The organism is Caulobacter sp. SRI_008, from assembly GCF_057586355.1.
Genome location: NZ_JBYCZS010000010.1, coordinates 71297 through 93128, shown reverse-complemented (window position 1 = coordinate 93128; position 21832 = coordinate 71297). Strand labels below are relative to the sequence as shown.

Below are 21832 nucleotides of genomic sequence, written 5' to 3'. Positions count from 1 at the left end.
TCAGGCCTGCCGCTTCAGCAGGTCGAGCACGACGTGCAGGCTGTCGGCGATGTGGACGCACTTCTCGTGCATCTCCTCGGTCGGATCGAGGATGTCCGGGACCATGATCGTCATCATCCCCGCCCCGTGCGCCGCACGGACGCCGGGATGGGAATCCTCCAGCGCCAGGCACAGCGCCGGATCGACGCCCAGCCGCTCGGCGGCCAGCAGGTACGGGTCCGGGAACGGCTTGTGCCGCGTCACGTCATGGTGGGCGACCACCGCGTGGAAACGGGGCAGCAGGTCGAAGCGGCCCAGATACCGCTCCACCGCCGGCAGGCCGTTCGAGGTGGCGATGGCGCGCGGCAGACCCAGGTCGTCCAGGTGATCGAGGATCTCCTCGACGCCGTCCTTCAGCCGGATCTCGGCTTCGAGCAGCAGCTCGACGTCGGTCCACAGCCGCTCGAAGAACGGCTTCACGGGGAAGTCCTCGCCGTAGAGCTCGCGCAGCATCACCGCGCACTCGGGATTGGTCTTGCCGACCATCGAGGCGTAGGTCGCCGCCGTGATCGGCGCGCCGAACACCTTGCCGGCGTCGATCATCGCGGCGCGATAGACGGTCTCGGTGTCAAGCAGCAGGCCGTCCATGTCGAAGACCACCGCTTCGACCCGGCGCGGGAAGCTCACTGGGCGAACTCCTCGGCGCGATAGCCCTGGAAGTAGAGCAGCGCCGTCAGGTCGGCATGGTCGACCTTGGCGTGGGCCCGCGCCGCCACGATCGGCTTGGCCCGATAGGCGACGCCCAGGCCGGCGGCCTCGATCATCGCCAGGTCGTTGGCCCCGTCGCCCACGGCCAGGGCGTCGGCGGGAGTCAGGCCCAGGGCGGCGGTCTCCTCGTTGAGGGCGGCCAGCTTGGCCTCCTTGCCGAGGATCGGATCGCCGACCTCGCCGGTCAGGGCGTCGTCGGCCTCGATCAGCGTATTGGCGCGGTTCAGGTGGAACCCGGCGGCATCCGCCACCCGGCTGGTGAAGAAGGTGAAGCCCCCCGAGACCAGGGCGCAGCGGGCGCCGTGGGCGGCCATGGTCTTCACCAGCGTCTCGGCGCCGGGGTTGAGCCGCACGCGCTCGTCGAAACAGGTCTGCAGGGCCGTGGTCGCCAGCCCCTTCAGCATGCCGACCCGCTCGCGCAGCGCGCCCTCGAAGGCCAGCTCGCCGCGCATGGCGCGCTCGGTGATCTCGGACACCTTGTCCTTGACCCCGGCGAAGTCAGCCAGCTCGTCCAGGCATTCGACGTTGATGATCGTCGAGTCCATGTCGGCGATCAGCAGGCGCTTCCTGCGGTTCAGGGCCGGCTGGATGGCGAAGTCGACGGGCTTGTCGGCGATGGCGGCGATCACGCGCTCGCGGATCGGGGCCGGATCGGCGTCGAAGGTCACCTCGACCGCGTCAGGGCCGAGCGCGACGACCTCGCCGAGCGACAGAGCTGCGGCGAGGGTTTCGGCCTCCGGGCCGACGAGGGTCAGGACGTGCATGAACGGGGCGGCTAAGCCAGTCGCCCCGCCCCGTCAAGCAACTTGCAGAGCGAACCCGCTCAGCCCGCCTCGATCCCGGTGCATCGCTGCAGCAGGGCGACGCCGGCGCGCTTGCCGGCCGTCTCGGCGGATTCGCCCGGCGCCGGCTTGACGTTCTCGAACAGGAAGTCGAGCCCGTCCTCGTAGACCTTGCTCGCCTTGACGCCCTTCTCGGCGCCATCCTCGAAGGCCTCGTCCATCATCGTGCGCCCCTTGGCCCCGAAGGCTTCGAGCACGAACTGCATGCCGCGCCCGTCGGCGCCCTTGCTGGCGAAGACCTGCGGATAGCTGGTCGCCACCTTGCCCAGGATCACCAGCACCGCGCCGCAGCCGGCCTTCTCCTGAGGCGTCAGGTCAGGCGCCGGCGTGGCCGCCACGGCGGCGGCGGCGGCCGAAGGGGGCTTGGACTTGCTGGGCGTGACCGCAGCCAGCGCCGAGCCGGCCGTCAGGGAGGCGACCATCGCGGCCGCAATCATGTATGTACGCTTCATGGACCAAGCCGCCCCATACGCAACCGTCGCAACGCCCTTCGCTGACGACTCGCGCGTTTGGATGATCGCCGGACCGACGGCCAGCGGCAAGTCGGCCTATGCCCTCGACCTGGCCGAACGCACTGGCGGCGAGATCGTCAACGCCGACTCCATGCAGATCTACGCCGGCCTGCGGGTGCTGACCGCCGCCCCCTCGCCCGAGGAGGAAGCCCGCGCGCCGCATCACCTGTTCGGCGTCGCCGACGCGGCCGACGGCTGGTCGGTCGGCCGCTGGCAGGCGGCCGCCGTCAGGGTCCTGCACGACATCGCCGCTCGCGGCCGTCCCGCCATCGTCGTCGGCGGCACCGGCCTCTACTTCCGCGCCCTGACCCACGGCCTAGCCGAGGTGCCGCCGGTGCCCGAAAGCCAGCGGGAGATCTCCGGCCTGCTCTACGCCGCCCAGGGCGAGGCGGGGTTCCGCGACCTGCTGCGCCCTCTGGACCCCGCCGCCGAGGCCCGCATCGAAAGCGGCGATCGCCAGCGGCTGGTCCGCGCCCACGCCGTGGCCGTGGCCACCGGCCGGGCGCTGTCGGAATGGCAGGCCGACACCCGGCCCGTCCTGCAGGCCGGCGAATGGAGCGGCGTGGTCCTCGACCCGCCCCGCGCCGAACTCTACGCCCGCTGCGACGCGCGTCTGGCCCTGATGGTCGAGAACGGCGCGCTCGAAGAGGTGGCGGCCATGGAGACGCGGGGCCTGGATCCCGCCCTGCCCGCCCTCAAGGCCGTCGGCTATCGCGAACTGGCCGCCCATCTGCGCGGCGAGACCAGCCTCGAGCAGGCCCTCGACGCCGCCCGCCAGGAGACCCGCCGCTACGCCAAGCGCCAGCTCACCTGGTTCAGGAACCAGACGCCGGACTGGCGAAAGCTCGACCCGCTGCACAAAGGCTCGCAGGATCCGGGCGACTTGGCGTAAGGGCCTGGACCAGCCCGCCACAGGATTTTCCGATGACCGAACTCGCCCGCCTCGCCGCCGCCGTCGCCGCTCGCCTGACCGAGCGGGGCGAGACCGTGGCCGTCGCCGAGTCCTCCGCTGGCGGGCTGATCTCGTCGGCGCTACTGGCGACGCCCGGGGCCTCGAAGTTCTACGCCGGCGGCGCGGTCGTCTACACCGCCCGGGCGCGCCTCACCCTGCTGGACATTCCGCAGAAGGCCATGGACGGGCTGCGCTCGGCCAGCGAACCCTACGCCCTGCTGTTGGCCCGCGTGGCCGGCAAGAACCTGAAGGCGACGTGGGGCCTGTCGGAGACCGGCGCCGCCGGGCCGGAGGGCAATCGCTACGGCGACGCGGCGGGGCATGCCTGTTTCGCGGTCGTAGGCCAGGAGCGAGAGGTCAGTCTTACCATCGAGACCGGGATGGATGATCGGCAGGCGAACATGCAGCGCTTCGCCGAGCAAGCTCTTGCCCTGCTTCTCGAGACGTTGGGCTGAAATTCGCGCCAGACCCGTTGCGACTTATCCGCCACGGGTCGTTTCTTGCGTCAAACCGCGCCTTGACGCCCTCAGGCGAGCATGGCATTCCCCGATCATCCATTTGGAGCAACACTCGTGCGCACCACCATGATCGTACTTATGGAGCGGCCGTTCACGGCGTGACCTCGAAGTCACGTTGATAGATCGGTCGCGCGCACAAAGGTCCTTCGGGGCCTTTTTTCTTTTTCGCCGCACCCCAAAGCCCAGCTTTCCACGTCCATCCGGGACTTCCGCCATGACCGCCCATCAGACCATCGAGAGCAACGCTCCCGCCGATGCCGCCAACCGCGCCATGACCGGCGCCGAGATCGTGGTCCGCGGCCTCGTGGACCAGGGCGTCGAAGTCCTGTTCGGCTATCCGGGCGGCGCGGTCCTGCCGATCTACGACGCGCTGTTCCACGAGCCGCGCCTGCAGCACATCCTGGTTCGCCACGAACAGGGCGCGACCCACGCCGCCGAAGGCTATGCGCGCAGCTCGGGCAAGCCGGGCGTCGTCCTGGTCACCTCGGGTCCGGGCGCGACCAACGCCATCACCGGCATCATGGACGCCCTGATGGACTCGATCCCGATGGTCGTCATCACCGGCCAGGTCCCTACCCACCTGATCGGCACCGACGCCTTCCAGGAAGCCGACACCGTCGGCATGACCCGCTCGTGCACCAAGCACAACTACCTGGTCAAAGACGTCCGCGACCTGCCGCAGATCATCCACGAGGCCTTCAAGATCGCCACCACCGGCCGTCCGGGCCCGGTGCTGATCGACATCCCCAAGGACGTCCAGTTCGCCAAGGGCGAATATTACGGTCCGACCGAGGTCGCCTCGAGCCACGCCTATTCGCCGCGCATCAAGGGCGACGCCAGCCGCATCGCCGAGGCCGCCCGGATCATCGCGGGCGCCCGCCGGCCTATCTTCTATACCGGCGGCGGCGTCATCAACGCCGGCCCCAAGGCCAGCCAGGCGCTGCGTGAGTTCCAGGCCCTGACCGGCGCGCCGGTCACCTCGACCCTGATGGGCCTGGGCGCCTTCCCGGCCGCCGATCCGGCGTGGCTGGGCATGCTGGGCATGCACGGCACGTTCGAAGCCAACAACGCCATGCACGACTGCGACGTCATGATCTGCGTCGGCGCCCGGTTCGACGACCGCGTCACCGGCCGCCTGGACGCGTTCTCGCCGGGCAGCAAGAAGATCCACATCGATATCGACGCCTCGTCGATCAACAAGAACGTCCGCGTCGACCTGCCGATCGTCGGCGACGCCGGGAGCGTTCTGGAAGACCTGATCGAGGCCTGGAAGAGCGCCGGCCATCAGCCCAACAAGGCCGCCCTGACCGACTGGTGGGCCCAGATCGACGCCTGGCGCGCCCGCCAGTGCCTGTCCTACAAGCGCTCCGAGACGGTCATCAAGCCGCAGTACGCCATCCAGCGCCTGTACGAACTGTCCAAGGACAAGGACGTCTACATCACCACCGAAGTCGGCCAGCACCAGATGTGGGCCGCCCAGTTCTTCCGCTTCGAGGAGCCGAACCGCTGGATGACCTCCGGGGGCCTGGGCACCATGGGCTACGGCCTGCCCGCCGCCCTGGGCGTGCAACTGGCCCACCCCAAGAGCCTGGTCGTCGACATCGCCGGCGAAGCCTCGATCCAGATGTGCATCCAGGAACTGTCGACGGCGATCCAGTTCGACCTGCCGGTCAAGATCTTCATCCTGAACAACGAATGGATGGGCATGGTCCGCCAGTGGCAGCAGCTGCTGCACGGCGAGCGCTACAGCCACTCCTATTCCGACAGCCTGCCCGACTTCGTGAAGCTGGCCGAAGCCTATGGCGCGGTCGGCATCCGCTGCTCTGACCCGGCCGAGCTGGACGCCAAGATCCTGGAGATGATCAACAGCGACAAGCCGGTGATCTTCGACTGCCGCGTCGAGAAGCACGAGAACTGCCTGCCGATGATCCCCTCGGGCAAGGCCCACAACGAAATGATCATGGGCGAGGTCGAGGACATCGGTAACGTCATCGGCGAGGACGGCGCGGGGCTGGTCTGATCGGCCTCGCCCTTCCCCGCCCACTGCTCTAGGCTCGTTTCATGACCGCCAACGTCCAACCCGCCCCCGCCTCGGCCTACGACCTCAGCCCCAACGAGCAGGCCGAGCAGACGGCGACCTTCGCCCTGCTGGTCGATAACGAGCCGGGCGTGCTGCATCGCGTGGTCGGCCTGTTCGCCGCGCGCGGCTACAACATCGAAAGCCTCACGGTCGCCGAGACCGACCGCAAGGCCCACACCAGCCGCATCACCGTGGTCACCCGCGGCACGCGCCAGGTGCTCGACCAGATCGAGGCCCAGCTGAACAAGGTGGTCAACGTCCGCCGCGTGCACGACGTGACCCGCGACCCCAACGGCGTCGAGCGCGAGCTGGCCCTGGTCAAGGTGCGCGGCTCGGGTCCCGACCGCGTCGAGGCCCTGCGCATCGCCGAGATCTTCCGCGCCAAGCCGGTCGACACCACGCTGGAAAGCTTCGTGTTCGAGATCTCGGGCGCGCCGTCGAAGATCGACAAGTTCCTCGACCTGATGCGGCCGCTAGGCCTGGTGGAACTTTCCCGCACGGGCGTCCTTTCCATCGAGCGGGGCGTCGAAGGGATGTAAGCCGTCATGGGCGTGATCGGACCGGCCGTCTTCGCGGGAGCCTTGATGCTTTCCGCTCAAGGCCAGCCGGTCGCGCCCGTCGCTCCACCGCCGCCAGATCCGGCGGTCTGGTGGTCGAACGAGACTCCTCGCCCCGCCTCCGAGGTCGAACCACTGTCGGGCAGACGGTTGGGACGCAAGGAACAGCCCGTTCCCGTCGACAACGGCGTCGATCCCCTGCTCTACCGCCTGTGGGGCCTGCAGCCGCTGCAGATCCAGCTGGTCCGTCGCGGCGAACTGGTGCTGGAGGCCTGGGCCCGCCCCGCGCGCGGCGTGCGCCAGGCCGTCATCCGCGTCACCGTGCGCCGCGACGGCCGCGCCTTCGTCCAGGCCCGCGCCGGTCTCGGCTGCTGCACCCCCGAGATCGGCCGCCGGGTCGATATCAACGCCGAACTGCCGGGCGAGCGCATCGCCGCCTTCAAGGCCCTGGCCGGCGACCGCGCCTGGAGCCAGCCGCGCAGCGTGATCGTCGACTATGGCGGCGGCTCGATCGAGGCCCTGTGCGTCGACGGCGTCTCCTGGGACGTCACCCTCCTTGTCCCCGGCCAGGCCCGCCATTTGCGCCGCGCCTGCGACGACGCCGAGGTCGGCTCGATCGCCGGCGTGCTTTCGGCCGCGGTCGGAGCGGCGGCCGGACGCGATCCACTGTTCGACGCGGTGCTGCCGCGCGGCGGCGACTTCTCGCGCCAGTCCAAGGCCTATGCCGACCTGATCGCCCAGGGCGGCCAACTGAAGGCCGGAACCTCGAACCGTCCGCAGCCGCAGGCCGTGCCGGTGGTCGATGACGAGCCGGAACCGCCGACCGATACGCCCGTCACGCCTCCGGAAGGTGCCGCCCCGCCGCGCTGATCCGTAGGATCGTGCAATCAACGCGGAGCATCGCTCTACCGACTGGACGGCCGGCCGGGCCATAGTGGCCTCGTACCGCCGCAGCTGCCTGCGGCGCTCCCCCAAAACCAAAGCTCCAAATCAAAGCCAGGCCATGACCCGCCACACGCCCCGTCGCGCGACGGCGGCTCCGCGTTGGTTCGCCGCCGCCCTGCTGGCGGCCGCCGCCGTCGCGACCGCCCTGCCCGCCCTGTTATCGTCCGCTTCCGCCTGGAGGATCCTGCCATGATGATCGACCACCTCCCCGTTTCCGGCGTCTGGTCCTCGCCCGACGGCCGCTACAGCCTGGAGCTTCGCCCCAACGGCCGCTTCGTCGAGGTGCACGCCGAGCCGCGCGGCGTCTTCACCGGCGCCTACGTCCTGGTCGGCGAGACCCTGAAGCTGTTCGAGGACCACGGCGCGGTGATCACCGGCCGCCTCGCCGAAGGTCGCCTCAGCCTGGGGAGCGTTTGACGCATCCCCTTCCCTCCCGGGGTGCGAGCCCCTATATTGGGATTGTCCGGCTTCGGCCGAACTATGGGGATAAACGCGCACGTAATAAGCGGACTGGACCCGGGTGCGATTCCCGGCGGCTCCACCAAATCTCTCCCGAGTTATCACGGGACTGCATGGGGCCGATCAGCATCGACAGACGTGTAAAGGTGTATGCTTTCTCTCGGCTTGGCCCACCGTTTCGGGCCATTAAACTAAATGCGAACGATAACTTCGCTGAAGAGTTCGCCGTCGCTGCGTAATGCGGTGCAGGTGAATTCGCCTCTTAAGTCCTAGGGGTTCAGATCCTTAGGCGGGGCCCGGAGGGAGCCTGGCAACAGAATCCCTCCACTTCACCTAGAATGTGGACGGCTCCCTCCTCTCTCTTGAGAAGGAATGGGGGAGCCTGGCAACAGAATCCCTCCACTTTCTCAATCTTTCTGAGACTTTGGCCGCTCGCTAGCTCGGCGCGCCTTGCATTGAACTCAACTCACGCGAGGCTGGAGCATGGCGACCGGGCTCCCGACGGCCGGGACCTCGGCAGTCGATCCAGATGCGACACTCTCTAAAATAGTATGCGCCTACCGCATGCGGGCGCCTTTGCCGGAGGCCCGCGACGGGTTACGCTGGCCCTTCGAATTTCGTTTTTGCTTAATCGAAGATCCATGGCCCGCACTCCTCCGACCGAAGACCTGATGCAGTACGAGGCCATGGCCCAGGACGCCCTGCGCGGCGTCGTGAAGGCTGCGCTCAAGAAAGCCGCCGCGCCCGGCGGCCTGCCCGAGCCGCACCACCTCTACATCACCTTCAAGACCCAGGCCGCCGGCGTCTCGGCCCCGCAGGACCTGCTCGGCAAGTATCCCGACGAGATGACGATCATCCTGCAACACCAGTACTGGGACCTCGCCCCCGGCGAGACCTTCTTCTCGGTGACGCTGAAGTTCGGCGGCCAGCCCAAGCGCTTGTCGATCCCCTATTCGGCCGTGACCCGCTTCTACGATCCGTCGGTGCAGTTCGCCCTGCAGTTCGAGGCCCCGGAGATCGAGCCGGCCCCGGTCGAGCCGGAACCCGAGCCGACCCCGCCTCCGGCCGATGGCGACGAGGCGCCGAAGATCATCTCCCTCGACCAGTTCCGGAAGAAGTAGGCCTTGAACGACGTCGTCTCGGAGGAGCGATCCACTCTCACCGACGAGGCGATCCTCGCGCGTTTCAACGCCTCGAAGAACGCGCCGCCCAGCGCCCTAACGCTGGGCTTCAGGCTCATCGCCGTCAGCCAGGCCGAGCGCCGGGTCGAGATCGCCTTCGACGCCCGCGCCGACCTGCTGGCCAATCCGATGGGCCAGATCCAGGGCGGGTTCGTCTGCGCGATGCTGGACGAATGCATGTCGGTGGCCGGCCTGATCACCTCGGGCATGACCCACGTCGTGCCCACCCTCGAGATGAAGACCAGCTTCCTGCGGCCGGCCCTGCCCGGCCCGTTGCTCGGCGTCGGCCGGGTGGTGAAGTGGGGCCGTACGGTCTGCTTCATGGAAGGCGAACTCCATGACGCCGAGGGCCGCCTGCTGGCGACCTCCACGGGCACGGCCCTGCCGACGCCCTTCGCCAAATTCAAGAAATAGGGATCACGCGGAATGGGGCGAGCGGCGGGCTTTCTGGTCGGACTGGTCCTGGCCTGTCTGGCGATCGCGCCGGCCCGGGCCGAGAGCCCGTTCGACCACTGGGCCTCGGTGGTGATCGCCGGCGACTGGCGCGCCCACGGAGGCGGCTCGACCGAGGCCTTCGACAACGCCCGCCGCGATGTCGCCGAAAACCTGGTCGGCCTGGGCTTCCCGGCGCCGACGCAGTTCTCGGTCCGCCCCAAGCGCTATCGCAATCAGGCGCTGAACGTCTCGAACGCCAAGGCGATCGAGGACGGCCTGAGATCGGCGGCCAAGACCTCGACCGGCGGCTGCCTGGTCTACATCACCTCGCACGGCGCGCCTCAGGGCGTGATCATGGGCAAGAAGCTGCTGCGCCCGCAGGAACTGGCGGCGATGGTCGACGGCGCCTGCCCCGGCCGGCCGTCGATCGTGGTGATCTCGGCCTGCTTCTCCGGCGTCTTCGTGCCCTCGCTCGAACGCGACGACCGGATGATCCTGACCGCCGCCCGGCCCGATCGCACCTCGTTCGGCTGCGGCGAGAGCGACCGCTACCCCTATTTCGACGACTGCTTCCTGGGCGAGATCGGCAAGGCGCGCGACTTCGCCGTTCTGGGCCGGGCGGTTCAGGCCTGCGTTGCCCGCAAGGAGATCGACACCGGCGCCAGCCCGCCCTCGGAGCCGCAGCTGTGGATCGGCCCCGAACTGCGGCCGCTGCTGCCCCTCTACACCTTCGCCAAGGCCCGCAAACCGGCGCCCGCGCCGAACGCCGCGCCGCCATCGGCGGAAAATTGAACAGCTGCATACTGCTTGGCGTGATTTTCTTCCTGACGCCGGTGTCCCTCGCCTGACGAATTGGCCTAAGAAGACCCTTCTGACGCGTTAGCCGAAGAGGTGGGGTTCGTGACGTTGCGTATGTCGTCCAAGGCCGTGCGGTGCGCGGCGATCGTCGGCTTCTGGCTCATGGGGGCGAACGCCGCCACCAGTCAGGACGCCGCGCCGACGGCGACCGCGACGCCCGCGACCACGGCTCCCTCGGTTCCCGCCGCCACGCCGCCCAGGCCGACCTTCCGCCGTGCGCCGGCGACGCCTGTCGCCCCGATCACGCCACCTCCGGCCGCCGCCGTTCCAGGCGTCACGCCCCTGCCCGCCCCCGAGCTCGAAGCCTTCGTCGACGGCGCCGTGCGCCGGGCCATGGCCGAGGATCACATCGCCGGGGTCACCATCTCGGTCGTCCAGAACGGCCAGGTGGTGCTGAAGAAGGGCTATGGCGCGGCCAGCCTGGCGCGCGGTCGGCCAGTCGATCCTGACCGCACGCTGTTCCGCATCGGCTCGATCTCCAAGACCTTCACCTGGATCGCCCTGCAGAACGAGATCGACGCCGGCCGCATCCGTCCCGACGCGCCGATCAACGTCTACCTGCCCGAGAAGCTGCAGGTGCGCGACCAGGGCAAGAAAACGCCGATCCGGGTGCGCGACCTCTACACCCATACCGCCGGATTCGAGGACCGGGTCCTGGGCCAGCTGTTCGAGCGCGAGGAGCGCCGCGTGCGCCCGCTCGACGTCTATCTGCGCCAGGAGCGTCCCAACCGGGTGCGCGAGCCTGGCGTGCTGCCGGCCTATTCCAACTACGGCGTCGCCCTGGTCGGCGCGGCCCTGGCCAACACCGGCGCCAAGCCGTTCGAGGACCTGATCGCCGAGCGGGTGATCGTGCCGGCCGGCCTGCAACGCACCACGTTCCGCGAGCCGCGCGCCTGGCGCGACGACCTGCCCGCGCCGATGGCTCCGGCCCTGGCCGCCGACCTCGCTGAAGGCTACCGCTGGACGCCGCTGGGCCTGGAGGCCCAGCCGGTGGAGTTCGTCGGTCAGATCGCCCCCGCCGGCTCGGCCTCGAGCACCGCGGCCGACATGGCCCGCTACATGACCCTGCTGCTGAACGGCGGAACGATCGACGGCCGCACAGTCTTCTCGCAGCGCGCCGCCCAGGCCTTCCGCACGGCCGGCTATCGCCCGGCCGCCGGCGCCGCCGGCTGGAACGCCGGCTTCCAGGACATCCCCCTGCCTGGCGGCCGCCGCGGCTTCGGCCACGCCGGCGCGACCCTGTGGTTCCATTCCAACATGGTGCTGGTCCCCGACCTTGGCCTCGGCGTCTTCATCTCGGTCAACACCGACACCGGCCAAGACCTGCCCGCCACCCTGCCCGCCTCGATCGTCGAGCGCTTCTACGCGCCGGCCCGCGCCGTGCCCGCGTTCACGCCCCTGAGCCCGGAAGCGGCGCTGGCCTATGAAGGCGACTACCTGACCGACCGCCGTGCCTATGGCGGGCTGGAAGGCTTCGTCGATCGCCTGATCGGCGTCGCCAAGGTCCGCGCCAGCGCCCAGGGCGGCCTGGCGATCACCAGCGACGGCCGCACCCGCCTCTGGATCCCGACCGACCGCCAGGACGTCTTCAAGGCCGCCGACGGCGCTGACCTGCTGGTGTTCCAGCGCCAGGATGGCGCGCCCGCGCGCTTCTTCGCGCCGTCGGGCGCAGCCGCCTACGAGCGGGTCGGTCCTCTTCTCCGCACCGGCGTACTGGCCGGCGCGGCCCTCCTGGCGGCCCTGGCCTCGATCGCCACCCTGGCCGGCGTCTTCGTCCGCAGCCGTCGCGATACCCGCCAGACCACCAGCCAAGCCCGCGCCAGCCTGCTGCAGACCACCCAAGCCGTGCTGTGGCTAGTCGCCATCGCCTGCGTGGCCGCGTTTGCGGCAGGTTCGGGCGACGTGGCCGCCGTGGTCTTTGGCTGGCCCAGCGGCTGGCTGCTGACGGCCTCGGCCTGCGCCTTTATCGCCACGGTGCTGAGCCTCTTCACCCTGATCATGGCGCCGGTGATCTGGCGCGGCGGCCGTCGCGTCGACAGCTGGAGCGACCTGCGCAAGCTGGCCTTCACCGTCACGGCCCTGATCTTCACCAGCTTCTCGATCGTGCTGGCGGCCTGGGGCTTCCTGGAATTCTGGAACACCTGATCCGGCACGGCCCGTGCAGGCTCTCCCCCAGTAGCGATACTGGGGGAGTTCGCGCGTGTCGAAACGGAACGTCTGCATCCTGGCCGGAACGGGCCTTGGGGCCTGGCTGGCGGTCACGCTGTTCTACGGCGCCTTCGGGGCCGAGCTGATCGAGCGCGCCTTCTGGTTCTACGCGGCCAACGCCTTCCTGGCGGCGGCGCTGGTCACCTTCGCCTTCCAGGCCACAGCAAGGCTGCTGCGCATTCCCCGCAGCCGGCGACTCTATCCGGCCATGGCCTTCGCCCTGCCGGGCGCGGCGGCGGCCAATCTGATCCTGCTGGGCTTCGTGCCCCTGGCGCCAGGCGCGGAGCCCTCCAGCCTGGGCCGATACCTGGCCTTCCTGATCGTGCTCTACATCTCGATCGGCGCGTCAGCCCTCGAGCGTGCCCCGCAGAAAGCGCGACTCTAGCTTCCGCACCACGATCACGATCCGCTCGCGCTCGCCCTGGCGGCGCTCGACCAGCAACCGGGCGACCTGGGCGTCGTCGTGGAAGGCGAAGCCCTTGATGGCGTCGAGCAGCGCCTTGGCCAGGTTGTCGAGATCCAGCCACGGCGGCTCGCCGACGAACTCCATGCCGATCTCGACCGAGAATTCGCCCCAGGCCGGCCGCGAGCCGCGCCAGGTCTTGCGGAAGAACTCGTAGATCAGCGGCTTGTAGTACTTGGCCTGGGTGGTCAGGCCGTCGACGACGATGGTCAGCTCGCCGCCAGCCTCGCGCGCCCTGACCTTGCCGTGATGGACCCAGTCGTCCCGGTCGTGGTCGGCCACGCTCAGAGCTTTTCGACCTTCACGGCGGTGCCGTAGGCCAGGACCTCGGTGACCCCTTCCATGATCTCGTTGGCGTCGTAGCGCATGGCGATCACGGCGTCGGCACCCAGTTCGCGGGCGTGCTGCACCAGAAGCTCGTATGCCTCCTGCCGGGCCGTCTCGGCCAGCTTGGTGTAGATCGACAGGTTGCCGCCGAAGATCTGCTGGATCGAGCCGCCGATATTGCCGATCACGCTGCGCGAGCGGGCGGTCACGCCCCGCACCAGGCCGAGATGTTCGACGACGCGATAGCCGGGCAGATCGTTGGTGGTGGCGACGAGCATGGGATCCTCCTGAGGTCCGCCGGTATAACTAACGTCGTTGCGGCGCACCATGGCGTTGCGAAGGCGGCCCTCGGGGGGTAGACCGCCCGCATCATCGCTTGAGGATCCGCCGCATGACCGCCACGCGCACCGAGACCGACACCTTCGGTCCCATCGAAGTCGCCGCCGACCGCTACTGGGGCGCGCAAGCCCAGCGCAGCCTGGGCAACTTCAAGATCGGCTGGGAGAAGCAGCCGCTTCCGGTCGTCCGGGCCCTGGGCATCGTCAAGCGCGCCGCCGCCGAGACCAACCACAAGCTCGGCAAGCTCGACGCCGGCGTGAAAGACGCCATCGTCCAGGCGGCCAACGAGGTCATCGAAGGCAAGCTGAACGACCACTTCCCGCTGGTCGTCTGGCAGACCGGTTCGGGCACCCAGTCGAACATGAACGCCAACGAGGTGATCTCGAACCGCGCGATCGAGATCCTGGGCGGCGAGATGGGCACCAAGAAGCCCGTCCACCCGAACGACCACGTCAACATGAGCCAGTCGTCGAACGACACCTATCCGACGGCGATGCACGTGGCCTGCGCCGAGCAGATCGTCTCGGACCTGCTGCCCGCCCTCAAGCACCTGCACGCGGCCCTGAAGGCCAAGTCGGAAGCCTGGGCGCAGATCATCAAGATCGGCCGCACCCACACCCAGGACGCCACCCCGCTGACGCTGGGCCAGGAGTTCGGCGGCTACACCCAGCAGGTTGAGAACGGCATCGAGCGTATCGAGCAGACCCTTCCCAAGCTGATGCAGTTGGCCCAGGGCGGCACCGCCGTCGGCACTGGCCTGAACGCCCCGATCGGCTTCGCCGAAGGCGTGGCCGAGGCCATCGCCGCCATCACCGGCCTGCCCTTCACCACCGCTCCGAACAAGTTCGAGGCCCTGGCCGCCCACGACGCCATGGTGTTCAGCCACGGCGCCATCAACACGGTCGCCGCCAGCCTGTTCAAGATCGCCAACGACATCCGCTTCCTGGGCTCGGGTCCGCGCGCGGGTCTCGGCGAACTAGCCCTGCCGGAAAACGAGCCGGGCTCGTCGATCATGCCGGGCAAGGTCAACCCGACCCAGTGTGAAGCCCTGACCCAGGTCTGCGTGCAGGTGTTCGGCAACCACGCCGCCCTGACCTTCGCCGGATCGCAAGGCCACTTCGAGCTGAACGTCTTCAACCCGGTGATGGCCTACAACTTCCTGCAGTCGGTGCGCCTGCTGGCCGACGCAGCGATCAGCTTCACCGACAACTGCGTGGTCGGCATCGAGCCGCGCATCGACAACATCCAGAAGGGCGTCGAGAACTCGCTGATGCTGGTTACGGCCCTGAACGGCCGCCTGGGCTACGACATCTGCGCCAAGATCGCCAAGACCGCGCACAAGAACGGCACCACCCTGCGCGAAGAGGCCGTCGGCGGCGGCTACCTGACGAACGAAGAGTTCGACCAGTACGTCCGCCCGGAAAACATGGTCTCGCCGGGCTGAGCTTGATCCTCGACTTCCAGCGCGATGGGGCGGCGTATTTTCCCGCCGTCCTGTCTCCGGAGGCGCTCAAGCGTCTCCGGGCGCTGGCGGACGAGCGCACCGTCCGTAAGCCGGGCGCCCGCCTCGACGCCGGCGACCAGGGCCTTTGCGCCCTGCTCTCTTCCAAAGGTCCGATCGGGACCCTGGCGGCCCGCCTGACCTCGGCCGCGGCGCGCCCGGTGCGGGCGACGATGTTCGACAAGACCCCCGACGCCAACTGGTCCGTGGCCTGGCACCAGGACCGCGTGCTGCCCGTGGCCGAGCGGATCGAGGTCGAGGGCTTCGGCCCCTGGTCGGTCAAGGACGGCGTCCTGCACGTGGCCCCGCCCTTCGAGATCCTGGCCCGCATGGCCACCCTGCGCGTCCATCTCGACCCCGTCGACACCGGCAACGCGCCGCTGAAGGCGGCGCTCGGCAGCCATCGGCTGGGCCGCGTGCCCGCCGACGCAGCCACGACGGTCGCCGCCGATCACCAGATCATCACCTGCGAAGCCCAGGCCGGCGACGTCTGGGCGTATTCGACGCCTATCCTGCACGCCTCCGACCGCGCTGAACCGCCCCGTCGTCGGCGCGTGCTGCAGGTCGACTACGCCGACTTCGACCTGCCCGGCGGCCTCGCCTGGGCAGCGCCAGAGGCGCGATAGCGCCTCCCGGTTGCGCCACGGCGATGCTATGCGGAAAGTCGCATGACCGCTCTCGACCGCCCCTACTGGATCGAAGCCCGTTTCGAACGGCGCGAGGGCTGGACCCCGTCCGCCTATCCGTTCAACCTGCCGGTCGTGCGCGGTCTCGACACCCTGGCCTTCCACCCGCGTGTGACCTTCCTGGTCGGCGAGAACGGCTCGGGCAAGTCGACCCTGATCGAGGCCCTGGCCGTGGCCTGGGGCTTCAACGCCGAGGGCGGCTCGGCGAACGTCAATTTCTCCACCCGCGCCTCGCACTCCCCGCTCAGCCAGCACATTCGCCGCGTCCGGGGACATCTGCGGCCGATCGACGGCTATTTCCTGCGCGCCGAAAGCTTCTTCAACGTCGCCAGCTACATCGAGGAAGTCGGCGTCTCGGGCTACGGCGCGGTTCCGTTGCACGAGCAGTCGCACGGCGAAGCCTTCTTCTCGCTCTTCGACAACCGCTTCCGCGGCGACGGCCTCTACATCCTCGACGAACCGGAAGCGGCCTTGTCGCCCACCCGGCAGCTTTCGTTCCTGGCGCGGCTGCATGAACTGGTGCTGGCGCGCTCGCAGTTCATCATCGCCACCCACTCGCCGATCCTGCTGGGCTATCCGGACGCCTGGATCTACCAGGCCTCCGAACGCGGGCTTGAGAGGGTGGAGTACGAGGACACCGAGCACTTCCAGGTGACTCGCAACTTCCTCAACCGCCGCCAGACCTTCCTGGACGTGCTGCTGTCGAGCGACGACGAGGCATGATAGCCTTCGGGCCATGGGCAAGCCCGAACTCGACATCACGCCTGGGGGCGTCGATCCGGAACTGCTGGCGCAGGCGCAGCGGCTGGGGATTTCGGTCGCCGGCATGAGCGAGACGCAGCTTCGGCTGCACTTGCAGAAGGTGGACCCGGCCGGCGCCGAGGAACGCGCCCGGCGGTGGGCGGAAGAGAACGCCGAGGCGATCGCCGACCATAACGCCCGGGTCGCCCGGCGGGGCCTGATCTCGGACCATTTCCGGAAATGGTAGCTTGAGGCAGTTCGACGCCTACCGAAATCCCGTCCCCGCCGCGCGCGGCGTCGCACCATTCCTCGTCATACTGTCGTCCCATCACCTGCACGGACTGGCCGAGGTGGTCGTCGCTCCGGCTGTGAACGACGCTCAAAGCGCAGTCACCGAACTCGAAATCCCCGTCGTTATCGAGGATCAGGCGCTAACCCTGGTGGTGAGCGAACTGTTCAGCGTCAGTGCGCATGTGCTCCGCCAGCGCATCGTTTCCCTCGCCGCTCACGAAGACGCCATCCGGCGCGCCCTCGACCGGCTATTCACCGGGTTCTGAGCCTCAGTCCTGACTGCGTCAGGCCGGAAGCCCAGATCTTCTGTCTTGGCGCATTTTCTCACGACGAACCGGTACCTACTTCGTCGGAAAATGCTCTAGCGCTTGACCACCGTGCGGCCGATCGGGGCCAGGGCGATCCAGGCCAGTTGCAGGTCCTTGATGGCGAACGGGATGCCGATGATGCTGATGGCTTCGGCCACGGCGATCAGCAGGTGGCTGAGCGCGATGTACCAGCCGCCGAGCACGAACCAGATCACGTTCAGCACGAAACCCAGCGGGCCAGTGCCCAGGTCGCCGCGTCCCGTGACGAGGTCGCGGCTGACGATCTCCTTGCCGAACGGCCAGAAGGCGAAGCCGGCGATGCGCCAGGCCGCGCCCGCATAGGGCAGGCCGACGATGGTGACAGCCAGCAGCAGGCCGCCCAGCAGCCACAACAGGCCCGACAGCCAGCCGCCGAGGAAGAACCAGAGCAGGTTGAGGATGAAGCGGATCATCGCGGTCCTTTCGTCTCCGTCCGAGATTTGGGACGTCGCCGCGCCGTTGTCGAGCTTGCGGACGCGACCTTACGGCGAATTCACCGCAGCAGTTGCCAGCGCCTGGCCCAGCGCCCCTTGCCGAAGCGCGACAGGGCCAGGAGGTAGAGGCCGGCATAGACGACGACGCCCAGGCCAATCAGGGCCCAGCTCCAGGGGCCGGGCGCATGCCAGGTCGGGGCGGTCGTCAGCCAGTCGTGCGGAGGGGCGGTCAGCTCCAGCCACAGGCCCCCGACCCAGACGACCGAGAACAGCGCAACGACGGGATAGCGCAGCACCGGGCTCTTCTGGACGAGCAGCAGGAACTGGACGAACAGCGCCGCGCCGGCTGCCGCGAGGCCGGCCAGCCAGGGCTGCCAGGCGCCGGGCGTGAAGCGCGCCGCGCCGAGACCGGCGAAGACCGGAGCCCACAGCAGCGGGCCGAAGAACAGCAGGATCAGGGCGAAGCCGACCAGCACCCCCACGCCGCCGCCGATCACCTTGCCCGCCGCCTCGCCTGCCGCGTGGGCGCCGTGGTGACGGTCGTGACCGTGGGGGTCGCCGGAGGGATTGTAGCCCTGCGCCATCAGGCCCGGCGGCTGACCGCGAAGTCGGCGAGGCTTTCGAGGCTCTCGCGCCAGTCGTTCTGCGGGAACACCGCCAGGGCCGCCTTGGCCTTGTCGGCGTGCTCGGCGGCCAGGTCGAGGGTGGCGTCCAGGGCGCCGGTGCCGATGATCAGCTCGCGGGCGCGGCGGAAGTCGGCCTCGGTCTGCTCGCGACGGCCGATGGCCCGCTCCCAGAACTCGGCCTCGCGCGGACCGGAACGGGCGATGGCCAGCAGCAGCGGCAGGGTGGCCTTGCCTTCGCGGAAGTCGTCGCCGGCGTTCTTGCCCAGGGTCTCGGTCGCGCCGCCGTAGTCGAGGGCGTCGTCGGCAAGCTGGAAGGCCAGACCCAGGCTCATGCCGTAGTCGCGCAGGGCCTTGGACTTTTCGGCGTCGACCCCGGCCGACACCGCGCCGGCCTCGGCGGCGGCGGCGAACAGCTCGGCGGTCTTGGCCGCGATGATCTCGAGATAGAGCGCCTGCGACAGGTTGAGGTCGTGGCTGCGCATCAGCTGCATCACCTCGCCCTCGGCGATGACGCGGCTGGCCTGGGCCAGGATCTGCAGGGCGCGCATCGAGTCGGTCTCGACCATCAACTCGAAGGCGCGGGCGAACAGGAAGTCGCCGACCAGCACGCTTTGGGCCGCGCCCCAGATCAGGTGGGCGGCGACCTTGCCGCGACGCAGCTGGCTGCCGTCGACCACGTCGTCATGCAGCAGGGTGGCGGTGTGGATGAACTCGACGGCCGCGGCCAGCTTCAGGCAGTGATCGTTTTCAGAACCGGCCAGGCGCGCGGCGGCCACGGTCAGCAGCGGGCGCAGGCGCTTGCCGCCGGCGGCGATCAGATGCTCGGCCAGGGCCGGGATCACCGGCACGTCGCTCTGCATGCGATCGGTGATCAGGCTGTCGACGCCCGCCATGTCGGCGGAGGCCAGGCGCACGAGACGATCCACCGATCCCGGTTGTCGGGCGAGGGTCGCTGCAGCTGCGTCCAAGACCATGTACTCCTCAGGCGACGCCACGCGCGGCGCCAGGACCGTTGCGAGCGACAATGGTGGCGGGATAGGTCAGGGTCAAGGCGAGCACAAGGCCCGAAACGTTGTCAGACCCCTCCTCAGTTCCCTCCGTCACCGAAGATCGCGTGCTGGACGGCCGCGTCAAGCTTCGCCAATCGGCGGCGGGATACCGGGCCGGGCTCGACGCGGCCCTGCTGGCGGCCGCCTGCGACGCGGGCGACGGCGATCGCGTGATCGAGGCCGGCTGCGGGGTCGGCGGGGCCCTGCTGGCCGCCGCGACCCGCCGATCCTGCGCGCGATTCGTCGGACTGGAGCGCGATCCGGTCGCCGCCGCCCTGGCCCGGGAGAACGCGGGTCTCAACGGGCTGGCCGATCGGGTCGAGATATTCGAGGGCGACGTCGCCGCCGGCTTCCGGGCGCTGGGGCTGCCGGTGTTCGACGCGATGATCAGCAATCCGCCGTTCTTCGACGACCCCAAGGCCCTGCGCGCGCCCTCCCCCGAAAAGTCCGGCGCCTGGATGGCCGACGCGGGTCTTTCGGCCTGGACCGCCTTCGCCCTGAAGGCGGTGCGCGAGGGCGGGACCATCACCCTGATCCACCGCGCCGACCGCCTGGCCGACATGCTGGCCCTGCTGGCCCCCAAGGCCGGCTCGTTCCGCATCCGCCCGGTGCAGCCGTTTTCGGATGCGCCGGCCAAGCGCGTGCTGGTGCGGGCGGTGAAGACCGGCAAGGCGCCGCTGGTGCTGCTGCCGGCGCTGGTCATGCACGACCGGGACGGCGGGAAGCATTCGGCGCAGGCCGAGGCGATCCTGCGGGGAGAAGCGGCGCTGGGGTGGTAGCCGATCCTTCTCCCCTTGCGGGAGAAGGCGGCGGCCGAAGGCTGTCGGATGAGGGGTTTCTCGGATATCGGAAACCTCCGCCCGGCCTGACCGCTGCACGCGGCTTTTAGTTCTGAGAGACCCCTCACCCGACCTGCTTCGCAGGCCACCCTCTCCCGCAAGGGGAGAGGGCACGGCTTTTCGGCCTCCCGTGAAAACTCACGAAAGTTGATGGGGAGGCGCGGAGCGGCCGGGCGGAGCCCGGAGACCGTGATGTGTTTTAGCGTTTCGGCTTCGTCTGACCGCTCCGCCGCATCATTGGCTCGAAGGACCGGGGGCGCGGGTGCTTTTTCAACCCTGGACCCGGTTGTCCCTCGGACGGGCAGGACCAATAGCCCCGCGGTGATCCGGCGGCGCCTCGGCTGATCCTGTTAGGCCGGTTTGAAACGATCCCGACCCTGTCGACCCGCTCGTCTCGTCACGGAACGGCTGGCGGCCCAATCACGCCTTCTGAGCGATCCTGCAAACCCGCCCTTCCCATGACGCCCCAAGCGGCCCCGCTCGATGCGATCCACAGCCGCTAACTCGGGCCGGTACCAAGAGCCCTCCCCATGGCTGGGATGGCTTTGATTATGGGGCGGCTCGAGCAGGTGGGGATAAGTTGGGGTTATAAAGTTGCAGGGCGTTGAGTTCGCTCAACTCTTTTCCGATTACGCCGTGCGAGCAGCGTGCGTAAGGCCCACCCAACTCCGTAAAATCCCCGCGAAAGCGGGGACCCAGGTGTTTTATCGTCGAGCGCCTGGGGCTTCAGAAAAAGCCTGGGTCCCCGCTTTCGCGGGGATTTTACGGGAAGAGGAGCGGACAGGCCGAGCCCGGTCTCGCCCCCTCCACCACTTCGTGGTCCCCCTCCCCCGTTTCACGGGGGAGGAGTGGCGCTGAATGGTCTGAGAGACCCCTCACCCGACCCTGCTCCGCAGGGCCGCCCTCTCCCGCAAGGGGAGAGGGAACGGAGGCTGATAACTTTTCCGCGCATCCTAACGATCCGCTAACGCAACGCGTGCAGAACTGCGCCTTGGATGCAAAACGCGTCCTTGGCCAGAACGGCCGCGCCGGGAAACGGGTCGATGCCGCTGAACAGCATCAACACCAATGTGGGGGCGATGATCGCCCTGCAGTCGCTGAACGCCATCAATGGCGAACTGGCGACGACGCTGCGCCGCATCGCGACCGGCCTGAAGATCTCGAGCCCCAAGGACAATCCCGCCGTCTGGGCGACCGCCAAGATGCAGTCGGCCGAAGCCAAGTCGCTGGACGCCGTGCGCGCCTCGCTGCAACGCGGCCAATCCACGACGGACGTGGCCCTGGCGGCCGGCGACACGGTCACCGACCTGCTCGAGCAGATGAAGCAGAAGATGCTGGCGGCCTCCGACGCCAGCCTGACCACCGCCAGCCGCAAGGCGCTGAGCGACGACTATGTCTCGCTGCGCAAGCAGATCGACCGGGCGGTCGAGAACGCCAGCTTCAACGGGGTGAACCTGATCTCGTCGGGCTCGAACGGCTCGATCAAGGCCCTGGCCAACGCCAAGGCCGACTCGACCATCGACGTCGACCACGTGGACCTGTCGACCTCGGGCGCGACGATGTCGGGCATGCCCGCCGACCTGCTGACCCAGCCGACAAACGTCGAGATCAAGGCCATGGACGGCGTGATGCAGAAGGTCACCGCCGCCCTCTCCACCCTGGGCACCCAGGCCAACGCGCTCGACACCCACCTGACCTTCATCGACAAGCTGCAGGACACGCTGGAGGCCTCGGTCGGCCGGCTGGTCGACGCCGACATGGCCCAGGAGGCGACGCGTCTCCAGGCGCTCCAGATCAAGCAGCAGCTGGCGATCAAGTCGCTGTCGATCGCCAACGCCGCGCCGAGCTATCTGCTGAAGCTGTTCGGGGGCTGAGGTTCTCCACCGTAGAATCCC

The 21832-nt window shown here is 68.8% G+C and carries 28 protein-coding genes and 1 other RNA gene; 21 read left to right on the top strand and 8 right to left on the bottom strand.

Going from position 1 to position 21832, the window contains the following annotated elements; all coding sequences use genetic code 11:
• The 3 genes from AC2YHT_RS10950 to AC2YHT_RS10940 are packed head-to-tail and all read right to left on the bottom strand — an operon-like array spanning nt 1 to nt 2041.
• Entirely contained in the window at nt 1-666 is a 666-nt protein-coding gene (locus AC2YHT_RS10950; protein WP_487289697.1) for an HAD family hydrolase, read from the bottom strand.
• Nucleotides 663-1511, bottom strand: coding sequence for a phosphoserine phosphatase SerB (gene serB, locus AC2YHT_RS10945; RefSeq protein WP_487289695.1), 849 nt, complete (start codon nt 1509-1511; stop codon nt 663-665). The genes AC2YHT_RS10950 and serB overlap by 4 nt, the downstream gene beginning before the upstream one ends.
• Before the next feature lie 59 nt (nt 1512-1570).
• Nucleotides 1571-2041: a hypothetical protein gene (locus tag AC2YHT_RS10940; RefSeq protein ID WP_487289693.1), complete on the bottom strand. Its 471-nt coding sequence runs from the start codon at nt 2039-2041 to the stop codon at nt 1571-1573.
• 61 nt (nt 2042-2102) lie between these two features.
• Here AC2YHT_RS10940 and miaA point away from each other — a divergent pair, with 61 nt between their 5' ends.
• The 14 genes from miaA (at nt 2103) to AC2YHT_RS10870 (ending at nt 12679) form a co-directional block, all read left to right on the top strand.
• Nucleotides 2103-2993 carry a tRNA (adenosine(37)-N6)-dimethylallyltransferase MiaA gene (gene miaA, locus AC2YHT_RS10935; RefSeq protein ID WP_487289692.1) on the top strand — a complete coding sequence of 297 codons (891 nt, stop codon included), beginning with the start codon at nt 2103-2105 and terminating at the stop codon, nt 2991-2993.
• Nucleotides 2994-3025: 32 nt separating this feature from the next.
• Complete coding sequence (locus AC2YHT_RS10930) at nt 3026-3508, top strand: CinA family protein (RefSeq protein ID WP_487289691.1); 483 nt, start codon at nt 3026-3028, stop codon at nt 3506-3508.
• Nucleotides 3509-3625: 117 nt separating this feature from the next.
• Nucleotides 3626-3673, top strand: coding sequence for a hypothetical protein (locus AC2YHT_RS10925; RefSeq protein ID WP_370444040.1), 48 nt, complete (start codon nt 3626-3628; stop codon nt 3671-3673).
• A 112-nt stretch (nt 3674-3785) separates the two neighbouring features.
• The gene (locus AC2YHT_RS10920) at nt 3786-5591 is read left to right on the top strand and encodes an acetolactate synthase 3 large subunit (protein WP_487289690.1); all 1806 of its coding nucleotides are present in this window, start codon (nt 3786-3788) and stop codon (nt 5589-5591) included.
• A gap of 41 nt (nt 5592-5632) precedes the next feature.
• Entirely contained in the window at nt 5633-6190 is a 558-nt protein-coding gene (gene ilvN, locus AC2YHT_RS10915; RefSeq protein ID WP_110121059.1) for an acetolactate synthase small subunit, read from the top strand.
• A gap of 45 nt (nt 6191-6235) precedes the next feature.
• Nucleotides 6236-7078, top strand: coding sequence for a hypothetical protein (locus AC2YHT_RS10910; protein WP_487289689.1), 843 nt, complete (start codon nt 6236-6238; stop codon nt 7076-7078).
• Between the two features lie 133 nt (nt 7079-7211).
• The gene (locus tag AC2YHT_RS10905) at nt 7212-7346 is read left to right on the top strand and encodes a hypothetical protein (protein WP_487289688.1); all 135 of its coding nucleotides are present in this window, start codon (nt 7212-7214) and stop codon (nt 7344-7346) included.
• Complete coding sequence (locus tag AC2YHT_RS10900) at nt 7346-7570, top strand: Atu4866 domain-containing protein (RefSeq protein ID WP_487289687.1); 225 nt, start codon at nt 7346-7348, stop codon at nt 7568-7570. The genes AC2YHT_RS10905 and AC2YHT_RS10900 overlap by 1 nt, the downstream gene beginning before the upstream one ends.
• Before the next feature lie 5 nt (nt 7571-7575).
• Nucleotides 7576-7941, top strand: a transfer-messenger RNA (tmRNA) gene (gene ssrA, locus AC2YHT_RS10895).
• Between the two features lie 312 nt (nt 7942-8253).
• Nucleotides 8254-8733 (top strand): SspB family protein, encoded by a 480-nt coding sequence (locus tag AC2YHT_RS10890; protein ID WP_110121058.1) that lies wholly within the window; start codon nt 8254-8256, stop codon nt 8731-8733.
• A gap of 3 nt (nt 8734-8736) precedes the next feature.
• Nucleotides 8737-9207, top strand: coding sequence for a PaaI family thioesterase (locus AC2YHT_RS10885; RefSeq protein ID WP_487289685.1), 471 nt, complete (start codon nt 8737-8739; stop codon nt 9205-9207).
• 12 nt (nt 9208-9219) lie between these two features.
• Nucleotides 9220-10020 (top strand): C13 family peptidase, encoded by an 801-nt coding sequence (locus tag AC2YHT_RS10880; protein ID WP_110121056.1) that lies wholly within the window; start codon nt 9220-9222, stop codon nt 10018-10020.
• Between the two features lie 108 nt (nt 10021-10128).
• On the top strand, nt 10129-12231 hold the full coding sequence (locus AC2YHT_RS10875; protein ID WP_487289683.1) for a serine hydrolase domain-containing protein: 2103 nt from the start codon (nt 10129-10131) through the stop codon (nt 12229-12231).
• Nucleotides 12232-12286: 55 nt separating this feature from the next.
• A complete protein-coding gene (locus AC2YHT_RS10870; protein ID WP_487289681.1) occupies nt 12287-12679 on the top strand; it encodes a hypothetical protein in 393 nt (130 codons plus the stop codon).
• On the opposite strand, the gene AC2YHT_RS10865 is transcribed toward AC2YHT_RS10870, so the two are convergent.
• Together AC2YHT_RS10865 and AC2YHT_RS10860 are read right to left on the bottom strand one after the other, a co-directional pair.
• Nucleotides 12641-13039, bottom strand: coding sequence for a RusA family crossover junction endodeoxyribonuclease (locus tag AC2YHT_RS10865; RefSeq protein WP_487289679.1), 399 nt, complete (start codon nt 13037-13039; stop codon nt 12641-12643). The genes AC2YHT_RS10870 and AC2YHT_RS10865 overlap by 39 nt on opposite strands.
• A gap of 2 nt (nt 13040-13041) precedes the next feature.
• Nucleotides 13042-13362 carry a YbjQ family protein gene (locus AC2YHT_RS10860; RefSeq protein ID WP_110132722.1) on the bottom strand — a complete coding sequence of 107 codons (321 nt, stop codon included), beginning with the start codon at nt 13360-13362 and terminating at the stop codon, nt 13042-13044.
• 113 nt (nt 13363-13475) lie between these two features.
• Here AC2YHT_RS10860 and fumC point away from each other — a divergent pair, with 113 nt between their 5' ends.
• Genes fumC through AC2YHT_RS10835 form a run of 5 tightly spaced genes read left to right on the top strand, consistent with a single transcriptional unit; the run spans nt 13476 to nt 16908 of the window.
• Nucleotides 13476-14867 (top strand): class II fumarate hydratase, encoded by a 1392-nt coding sequence (fumC, locus tag AC2YHT_RS10855; protein WP_487289677.1) that lies wholly within the window; start codon nt 13476-13478, stop codon nt 14865-14867.
• Nucleotides 14868-14869: 2 nt separating this feature from the next.
• On the top strand, nt 14870-15550 hold the full coding sequence (locus AC2YHT_RS10850) for a phytanoyl-CoA dioxygenase family protein (protein WP_487289676.1): 681 nt from the start codon (nt 14870-14872) through the stop codon (nt 15548-15550).
• Between the two features lie 42 nt (nt 15551-15592).
• On the top strand, nt 15593-16333 hold the full coding sequence (locus AC2YHT_RS10845; RefSeq protein WP_487289675.1) for an AAA family ATPase: 741 nt from the start codon (nt 15593-15595) through the stop codon (nt 16331-16333).
• A 13-nt stretch (nt 16334-16346) separates the two neighbouring features.
• Nucleotides 16347-16598, top strand: a complete 252-nt coding sequence (locus AC2YHT_RS10840) for a type II toxin-antitoxin system CcdA family antitoxin (protein WP_487289674.1) — start codon at nt 16347-16349, stop codon at nt 16596-16598.
• Nucleotide 16599: 1 nt separating this feature from the next.
• Entirely contained in the window at nt 16600-16908 is a 309-nt protein-coding gene (locus AC2YHT_RS10835; RefSeq protein WP_487289672.1) for a CcdB family protein, read from the top strand.
• 95 nt (nt 16909-17003) lie between these two features.
• Here the strand turns inward: AC2YHT_RS10835 and AC2YHT_RS10830 are convergent, their stop codons facing one another.
• From AC2YHT_RS10830 to AC2YHT_RS10820, 3 genes are all read right to left on the bottom strand, one after another.
• On the bottom strand, nt 17004-17402 hold the full coding sequence (locus tag AC2YHT_RS10830; protein ID WP_487289671.1) for a YccF domain-containing protein: 399 nt from the start codon (nt 17400-17402) through the stop codon (nt 17004-17006).
• An 80-nt stretch (nt 17403-17482) separates the two neighbouring features.
• Nucleotides 17483-18007, bottom strand: coding sequence for a hypothetical protein (locus AC2YHT_RS10825; RefSeq protein ID WP_487289669.1), 525 nt, complete (start codon nt 18005-18007; stop codon nt 17483-17485).
• Entirely contained in the window at nt 18007-19017 is a 1011-nt protein-coding gene (locus AC2YHT_RS10820; protein WP_487289668.1) for a polyprenyl synthetase family protein, read from the bottom strand. The genes AC2YHT_RS10825 and AC2YHT_RS10820 overlap by 1 nt, the downstream gene beginning before the upstream one ends.
• A 104-nt stretch (nt 19018-19121) precedes the next feature.
• On the opposite strand from AC2YHT_RS10820, the gene AC2YHT_RS10815 reads away from it, so the two are divergent.
• Together AC2YHT_RS10815 and AC2YHT_RS10810 are read left to right on the top strand one after the other, a co-directional pair.
• Complete coding sequence (locus AC2YHT_RS10815; RefSeq protein WP_487289667.1) at nt 19122-19877, top strand: tRNA1(Val) (adenine(37)-N6)-methyltransferase; 756 nt, start codon at nt 19122-19124, stop codon at nt 19875-19877.
• 1103 nt (nt 19878-20980) lie between these two features.
• Nucleotides 20981-21811, top strand: coding sequence for a flagellin (locus AC2YHT_RS10810; RefSeq protein WP_487289666.1), 831 nt, complete (start codon nt 20981-20983; stop codon nt 21809-21811).
• Nucleotides 21812-21832 lie beyond the last annotated feature (21 nt).